General features: G+C 37.6%; 9 protein-coding genes. All 9 read left to right on the top strand.

The annotated features are described in order from the left end of the window. Positions 1-295: 295 nt before the first annotated feature. Positions 296-970: a hypothetical protein gene (locus GQ47_RS20490; RefSeq protein ID WP_035652503.1), complete on the top strand. Its 675-nt coding sequence runs from the start codon at positions 296-298 to the stop codon at positions 968-970. Between the two features lie 398 nt (positions 971-1,368). Then, the gene (locus GQ47_RS20480; RefSeq protein WP_035652498.1) at positions 1,369-1,620 is read left to right on the top strand and encodes a hypothetical protein; all 252 of its coding nucleotides are present in this window, start codon (positions 1,369-1,371) and stop codon (positions 1,618-1,620) included. 434 nt (positions 1,621-2,054) lie between these two features. Beyond that, on the top strand, positions 2,055-2,402 hold the full coding sequence (locus GQ47_RS20475) for a hypothetical protein (protein ID WP_035652496.1): 348 nt from the start codon (positions 2,055-2,057) through the stop codon (positions 2,400-2,402). A gap of 19 nt (positions 2,403-2,421) precedes the next feature. Beyond that, entirely contained in the window at positions 2,422-3,369 is a 948-nt protein-coding gene (locus GQ47_RS20470; RefSeq protein WP_035652493.1) for a hypothetical protein, read from the top strand. Positions 3,370-3,649: 280 nt separating this feature from the next. Continuing rightward, on the top strand, positions 3,650-4,222 hold the full coding sequence (locus GQ47_RS20465) for a hypothetical protein (protein WP_152561063.1): 573 nt from the start codon (positions 3,650-3,652) through the stop codon (positions 4,220-4,222). Between the two features lie 79 nt (positions 4,223-4,301). Then, positions 4,302-5,546: a phage major capsid protein gene (locus GQ47_RS20460; RefSeq protein WP_152561062.1), complete on the top strand. Its 1,245-nt coding sequence runs from the start codon at positions 4,302-4,304 to the stop codon at positions 5,544-5,546. Positions 5,547-5,607: 61 nt separating this feature from the next. After that, complete coding sequence (locus GQ47_RS20455) at positions 5,608-5,856, top strand: hypothetical protein (protein ID WP_035652488.1); 249 nt, start codon at positions 5,608-5,610, stop codon at positions 5,854-5,856. Further along, the gene (locus GQ47_RS20450; RefSeq protein WP_035652487.1) at positions 5,856-6,326 is read left to right on the top strand and encodes a hypothetical protein; all 471 of its coding nucleotides are present in this window, start codon (positions 5,856-5,858) and stop codon (positions 6,324-6,326) included. Before GQ47_RS20455 ends, GQ47_RS20450 begins: the two co-directional genes overlap by 1 nt. Before the next feature lie 32 nt (positions 6,327-6,358). Continuing rightward, a partial coding sequence (locus GQ47_RS20445) for a hypothetical protein (RefSeq protein ID WP_035652485.1) occupies positions 6,359-6,985 on the top strand: 627 nt, incomplete at its 3' end.

Raw genomic sequence — 6,985 nt, 5'->3', positions numbered from 1 at the left:
AAGTTATTATAATGTTAACAGATAATTCATTGACTTTTGCCTTGAATAGTGGTATACTATATATAGTGAGAGGGACAGAGAGACCTCTCCGAGGACAGATAAAGGGATTAGTTAAATGACTTAACTAAATCGGTTGCGACATCGTAACCAATAAGTTAACAGAGTAAACAAATTAAAGAAAAGTTTACTTGACAAATCCTTTAAAATGTGCTATAATATGTATAGAGGTTAAGGAAAAAGACCTCACAACAAATTCAACAGAGTTGCGACACCGCAACCAGAAAGGAAAATTTTTATGGAACTTATGAACGTAATCACAACAGCAAGCACAGGCTCAGTAGACCTTGACAAGGACGTAGTATACATTCGCGAGCAGATAGCCGCAGGTAGAAAGTCATCTCATGAGGTAGCACGTACTCTGCTTAAAATCCGTAATGAGGAACTTTACACGGTTAAGTGTGCTACTTTCAGCGACTTTTGTGAACAGTACTTTGGTATCAATAAAGCTACTGGTAGCAAACTTGTAAAGGTAGCAGAACGTTTTCTCGGTGATAACGCCTATGACGCATACCAGATATCACAGCTCATGGAGATACGCAACGCATCAGATGAGCAGTTAGCAGAGATTAACCCTCTCATGACTATCAAACAGATTAGGGACGTACTGCACCCTAAAAAGGCTATCGCTGATAAGTCAACCGATGATAGTTGCGATACCGCAACCGAAGACAGCAAGTTTGATAAGACCATTACTGAACCTAAGTTCGATAAGAACATTTCTGAGGATGAGAATACACCCTCAACTATCACAGGTGAGGACTGGACTATTATACTTAAAGATAAGTCGTGGGAAAAGGCTGAGATTACCTCTATGCGTGGACTTATCAACTTCACTGACTTCCTTAGAACACAGCTTCACACTGAAACTATCGACAAGGCTACCATGAAAAAGGTAACAATAAAATTCTAAGCTGTATCCGTCAAGGCGGGTGTGAGGGTTCAAACCCCTCACACAGCTATCAAAGTTGCGATATCGCAACTAATAAATAAGGAATGAGGTAATAAAAATGACATGGTTAGAAAGAATTGATAAAGCGTGTCAAGAAGCACTACATGAAGCTTCACAGACACCGAACTCAAGCGGTTCAAAGAGTGTCCTACTCAAAGAGGGCATGACAGTACAGAAAATGCGTGCTATTCAGCGGAGAGTAATACGTTTCTGTGAACTCACACAAATTACATATGTCGAGTTACCAATGTGGTTCAGCTTCTTACCACATAGACAGTATGAATTAGTCATAGACATGACTAGATACTATATGTGGGGACAGAACAGAATGTGCATAACATGGTATTTGAGGTGATAGTATGAATGAACGTGAATACATAGACACAGACATGATGTGTACTAAGGCAATACTGAACACAATTTACGGCTGTGAAGTAACAGAAAAGCCTAAGTATAACATAATAATAACCCTTAAAAATGGAATGAAACGTCCTGCAAATTCAGAACCAATTTCAATTGGTGAGGTAATACGTAGGATAGACTACATGACAAAACCTACAATATATGGAAAATATATTGTAAAGTTTGAAATAATCCAGATTTCTACTTAACTTCCATTTATTTGTTCTCCTTTTCTAGTGCATATCCGTCAAGGCGGGTGGTGAGGTTCAATCCCTCACCATGCACATCGGTTGCGACATCGCAACTAGATTTTCACTCATTCCATTAAGTGAGGGCGGGATAAAACTTCATAGATACGTTCCTCACAGCCCTGTATAGCTGATACCGTGGTGCAAATCCACGACAGGGCTTTACTTTAATCAGAAAGAGGTGTTTCCATTGCACTAATAATTAGTCGGTCGTTAATTAGTTCCACGTTGTACACTATAATCGTCGGGTTGATGTTGCAACTTTCATTCATAAGTATTACATAACAACATTCAACACTTTTTCTATTTTCCAAAATGGGTTCGTTCATCAAGTTGCGACATCGCAACCCGAAAAACAAGTCAAGAAATCAAAGTTAAGAAAGAGGTAATTTAAAATGGCAAACGTAACAATCAATAAAGAAATCAATTTCACCGCAATCGACAAGCTGAACATGATATCTGTACCAAGAGACATCAAGAAGCTTGACAAGGCAATCACTATCACAGGAGCAATCATGTATACCACTGTTGATACCACAACAGGTGAGGTCAAGCCTGTCGGTGCTGTAAAGACCGCAGACGGCGATATCTACGGCTTCACTTCTACTACTCTTATCGAGTGTACTGACATGATTATCGACGTATTCACAGACGGTGCTTCTGAAATCACAGTTATGCCTATCACAGGACAGAGCAATGCAGGTAGAACATTCTACCAGTTCAAGGTTCTCAGTGTAAAGTAATCACAATAGGGGGTTCTTTATGAGATATAACGTGAGAGAATTAAAGAATATCCCCTTCACTTATGACTTGTTATTTGCAAGGTTCAAAAAGAAGTTAGTTAATACTGCTTCAAGTATATTTGAATGGGATAATCTCCCTGAAACATTTGATGAAAACTTCTTAAATACTGAACTCATATTAACAGGTCATGTCGGCATTATCGAAAACACGGACGGTATTTACACCGTCCGTGGAAATGTCGGTGGGGAAATGAACGAATACTATAAACCTACACAGTACATATATGCAAACCCTGTGTTAGGTTCAGGTTCACCAACAATCGGTAAAGATGTAGCTGTATTATTTCTCACAACAGAAGATACTGACCCCTTTACTCCAAATGGTGGACTTTCAATGCTAATAGACAGTACAGCTACACTGTTAGCAGACAATCAACTTTCACTTAACGTAGCACAGAAAAATTCCAGACTTATGTTAATAGCAGATGCAGACGGAGAGTCAACAAGTAATTCAGCCGAATTAGTTCTCAATTCAATGTATGAGGGCAAACCCTATAAAGTTGTACATAAAAAGTTTGAGGATGATTTTTCTGTAAACCCTCTTGTAACTGTAAAACCTGCGGAGAGTATGAGACAACTCATAGAAAATTATCAATTTATATGGAGTACATTTCTGCAAGAATTAGGAATTAACAGTAATTTCAACTTGAAAAGAGAACGCCTTGTACAGGCAGAAGTTGCTCTAAATGCGGAGTGCATGGATACACTCATAGATGACATTGAGAAAAATGTCAAACGTGGTGTTGAAATGTGCAATTCGTTGTATGGTACTGATATCAAATTCAATGTCCGTCGTTACGGCGAGGAACACGCATTTGAGGGACTTAACAAGCGTGATGAATTATCGCAACCAAATACAGTTGCGACATCGCAACCCGATAAAGGCGGTGATACAAATGATGAATAACTACGACATAGTAATAAACACAACTTACCTCGATGAATGTACAAATGATAAGAAACACGGAATGTACCCAACATTTGATATTCTCAATGCATATTCCGCTTATCATTCACATACATCAATCTTACCAACTAACAGCGCAATAATTACAGCACTAATGGAGTTTTTCACACGTTCCGAAATTGAAAATTATTTCGCTTCTACATTCGGTTACATGAACTGCTGTATACCGTTATCAGAAAGGTATTCAAATTTAACCTCTGTTTTAAACCGCATAAAAATTATGTGGAATAATCATGACATAGCAAATTTAGAGAAGTTTACCCGCCTGATTGAAACGGTAACAGAAAACACTGAAATTTCACCACTTTACAAATACCATAAAAAGTGGGATAGTGATGAAACCAGAACACCAAACCTTACAAATACAGAAACCAAAACAGGTACAGAAACATTAGGTAAAACTAATACTGAAACTCTGTCTGGTTCTGACACAATAAATTCACAGGGTACATCAAATGAAAGTACCGTTAATGGCGTGACAAGTTTTGACCAATCGTCAAATTTTGTTAATAATGACAACTCTACTATTAATTCACAAGACACAGATAACAAAACAGTTTCGTATGGTAAAAGTATATCCGATAATGGAACAGACACAACCACATACAACACAAACACACAGAACAAGACAACAGGAAACGACAAAAATATAGGTTCAGGAAATGAATGGTATACGGATTTATCTTTAGCTGAAATTCAGGCTAGAGAATTAGCTATGAATACTATTTTAGACCTGTATTTCACAAGTGTATTGCGCCACATTGGTTTAGCAACACTTGAAGAAATATGGTAAATAATTAATGTTGTACTGCAAAACACGTTAATCCAGTTGCGACATCGCAACTATCAAATGAAAAGAGAGGTAATAAACTATGAAAATTAATCAGGTTTCTACAATCCTTAACTCAATCAATTCTGAAATGATGGGTGAAACTGCTATCACAGCTGTAAATGAAGACCTGTCAAACATTGTTGATGTCGGAACTGAACTGACAGCAGGTCAGGAAGACATCACAAAGTTCTTTGAAGCTTACGGCAAGAAGTTGATTGATAAGGTCGGTCGTGTGGTAGTTGTTGACCGTACATATAAGTCAACAGCACCTGACATTCAGAGAGACGCATGGGAGTACGGTTCTATCATGGAGAAAATCAGAGTCTCCGTGAATGAGTTGGAGAATGACACAACATGGTCACTCAATCGTGGTGATACTCCTGAACAGTTTGAGTATCAGCCTGCTACACTGTCGGCAAAGTATTTCGACGATTATGATGTATTCATGACACAGATTTCTCTGCCTGAGAAGACACTGAAAAGTGCGTTCACATCTGTTTCTGCTATGAACAAGGTTATCTCTGCAATTGAAAACAGAGTACAGATGAAGCTTGCTATCAGCAGAGACAATCTTATCAGACGTACTGTAAACAATCTTATCGCTGAAAAGATTAGTAGAAATAAGGATATCAATCTGCTTGCAATGTACAATGCAAGTGCAGGTACATCACTCACACCTAATGCGGCTATGTTCAATGCTTCATTCCTGAAATTTGCCGTGTTTACTATCATGAAGTACAAGAAAATGCTTGCTAATCCGAGTGTACTTTTCGGTGAGGAAGACTACGTTAACTTCACTCCTGACAGCAAGATGAAAATGATTATGCTTGACCACTTCAATGAGAGTGCTAAGGTATTTATGGAGAGTGACACATATCACAATGACCTTGTATCACTGGGTGATAACTTCCAGACAGTTCCTTACTGGCAGGGTAGCGGTACAGATACATCATTCCCGTTCAATACTATTTCAGGTATTAATGTAAAAACTGCGTCAACTGGTACAACAGTTGCAACGTCTGGTGTAGTAGGTCTTATTTTTGACGTTGATGCTTGTGCAGTTTGCATGGAAGATGTTCAGACAACTGGTATTTATGTGCCTAACGGACGTTTCTATAACTACTTCCACTACATCAACGCAAGGTACATGAATGACCTTGCAGAGAATGTACTGGTATTCACAGTTCGTACTCCGTCAACACAGAATAACACCAACCTGTCTAACGGAGACACAAGAGCACTTGCAAGTGCTATTGATGATGAAGTAAAAACATCAACAAAGTAATACACATTCAGCGGTTGCGACATCGCAACCGCTACCCGAAAGGGTAAAGGGGGTTAAAAATATGGCATACACAGAAGACCTTAAAATTGCAAAGTTCATGGTCAGACACTTTGAAAAGGTAACAAGAGTTTATAAGTATATCGCAAGAGATAATATTTATCTGCTCTACAAAGTATATCCTAACAAGGAATACAAGAAGTCAGCACTCAATGCTATCATGTCAATGAGAGATTATACAGAGTTCACCGCTGTGTATAATAAGGAAGATGGTATTAGAACTATCTATCAGATTTTAGGAGTGAGGAACTAATGGAATTAAATTTCTATAAACAGAGTGCTACACCAAACAGAATAAACAAGTCAGGATATTTAAGTGAAGTCGGGACAGTTAATGGAGTTGTTATAAAAGAGACAGAGAACTCATTAACACCAGACTTTATTATGATGACTTCTGACGTTGTACTTAACAGTAACTATTTCTTTTGTAGTGCTACAAGTAGATATTACTTTATAACAAGTCATGACTTTTTGTCAGGTGGTAGAATAGTGTTACATTCAAGAGTAGATGTCTTAATGACATTTAGGAATGAGATACTTAGTTCAAGTACATGGGTTGATGTAGCAGATAGTACGTCAGACAATAGTGACAACTATGATATGCTACATAACGATTTTCCGTTTAAGGCTGACTATGATATATTAGGCAAATCATCAGACACAGGATTGTGGGGGTTTGCTTATAATCAATCAGGTTTAAACATGGTATTATTAATGAAGTAGTTGCGACATCGCAACTGGAAAGTGAGGTTAATATGGCTACATATAATGTTAATTCAGCACATGAGTTCTGCAATGCTATTGCAGGCGCACAAAGTGGTGATATAATTGAAATCAATTCTGATTTAGATTGGAATGATGAAGTTGAAAGTGTTACTGAAACTATAAGATTAAGTGGTGGTGACACTATCACAGGACTTGAAATTAATGGTAATAACCATGCTTTTTATAATCTGACGGCGGGAATGTTACCAATGACAGGTTCAGGTATTCATATTTTTAATTTTGGAAAATCAACAGCTATTAAAATAAATGGCTTATCATTCTTAAATTGCAATATGGGTTCTAAAACAACTAATATAATAAATTGTCTAGGCGGTTGTACTATTAGTAATTCTGTAATACAGGGTAAATTCAAAACAGTGCCATTTTATGGTGGTATTAATATAAGAGATAGTATGATAACAGTATCACACGCAACAGGACAGAGTTTAAGTGGCGGTTCAGGTACAACATCACCACGTTTTAAATATTGTTGGATAAGGTTAGACGATTGCAGATGGGAATATAACTCTAATGTAGGTTCAGTTTATGCTTATAATTTAGAGGGTTGTTATATCGAGGGTAAATTGAGTATAGCGTCAGCACCTGCAAATTTAGCT

This window comes from Flavobacterium sp. ASV13 (assembly GCF_000745775.1).
In the GTDB taxonomy this organism is placed as follows: domain Bacteria; phylum Bacteroidota; class Bacteroidia; order Flavobacteriales; family Flavobacteriaceae; genus Flavobacterium.
The sequence above is the reverse complement of the archived record's forward strand: the minus strand, read 5'-3'. Positions and strand labels throughout refer to the sequence as shown.

Bases quoted from the DNA above. Each gene is read 5' to 3' on its own strand.
- GQ47_RS20490 (WP_035652503.1), top strand. From the start codon at position 296: ATGGAACTTATGAACGTAATCACAACAGCAAGCACAGGCTCAGTAGAC.
- GQ47_RS20480 (WP_035652498.1), top strand. From the start codon at position 1,369: ATGAATGAACGTGAATACATAGACACAGACATGATGTGTACTAAGGCA.
- GQ47_RS20475 (WP_035652496.1), top strand. From the start codon at position 2,055: ATGGCAAACGTAACAATCAATAAAGAAATCAATTTCACCGCAATCGAC.
- GQ47_RS20470 (WP_035652493.1), top strand. From the start codon at position 2,422: ATGAGATATAACGTGAGAGAATTAAAGAATATCCCCTTCACTTATGAC.
- GQ47_RS20465 (WP_152561063.1), top strand. From the start codon at position 3,650: ATGTGGAATAATCATGACATAGCAAATTTAGAGAAGTTTACCCGCCTG.
- GQ47_RS20460 (WP_152561062.1), top strand. From the start codon at position 4,302: ATGAAAATTAATCAGGTTTCTACAATCCTTAACTCAATCAATTCTGAA.
- GQ47_RS20455 (WP_035652488.1), top strand. From the start codon at position 5,608: ATGGCATACACAGAAGACCTTAAAATTGCAAAGTTCATGGTCAGACAC.
- GQ47_RS20450 (WP_035652487.1), top strand. From the start codon at position 5,856: ATGGAATTAAATTTCTATAAACAGAGTGCTACACCAAACAGAATAAAC.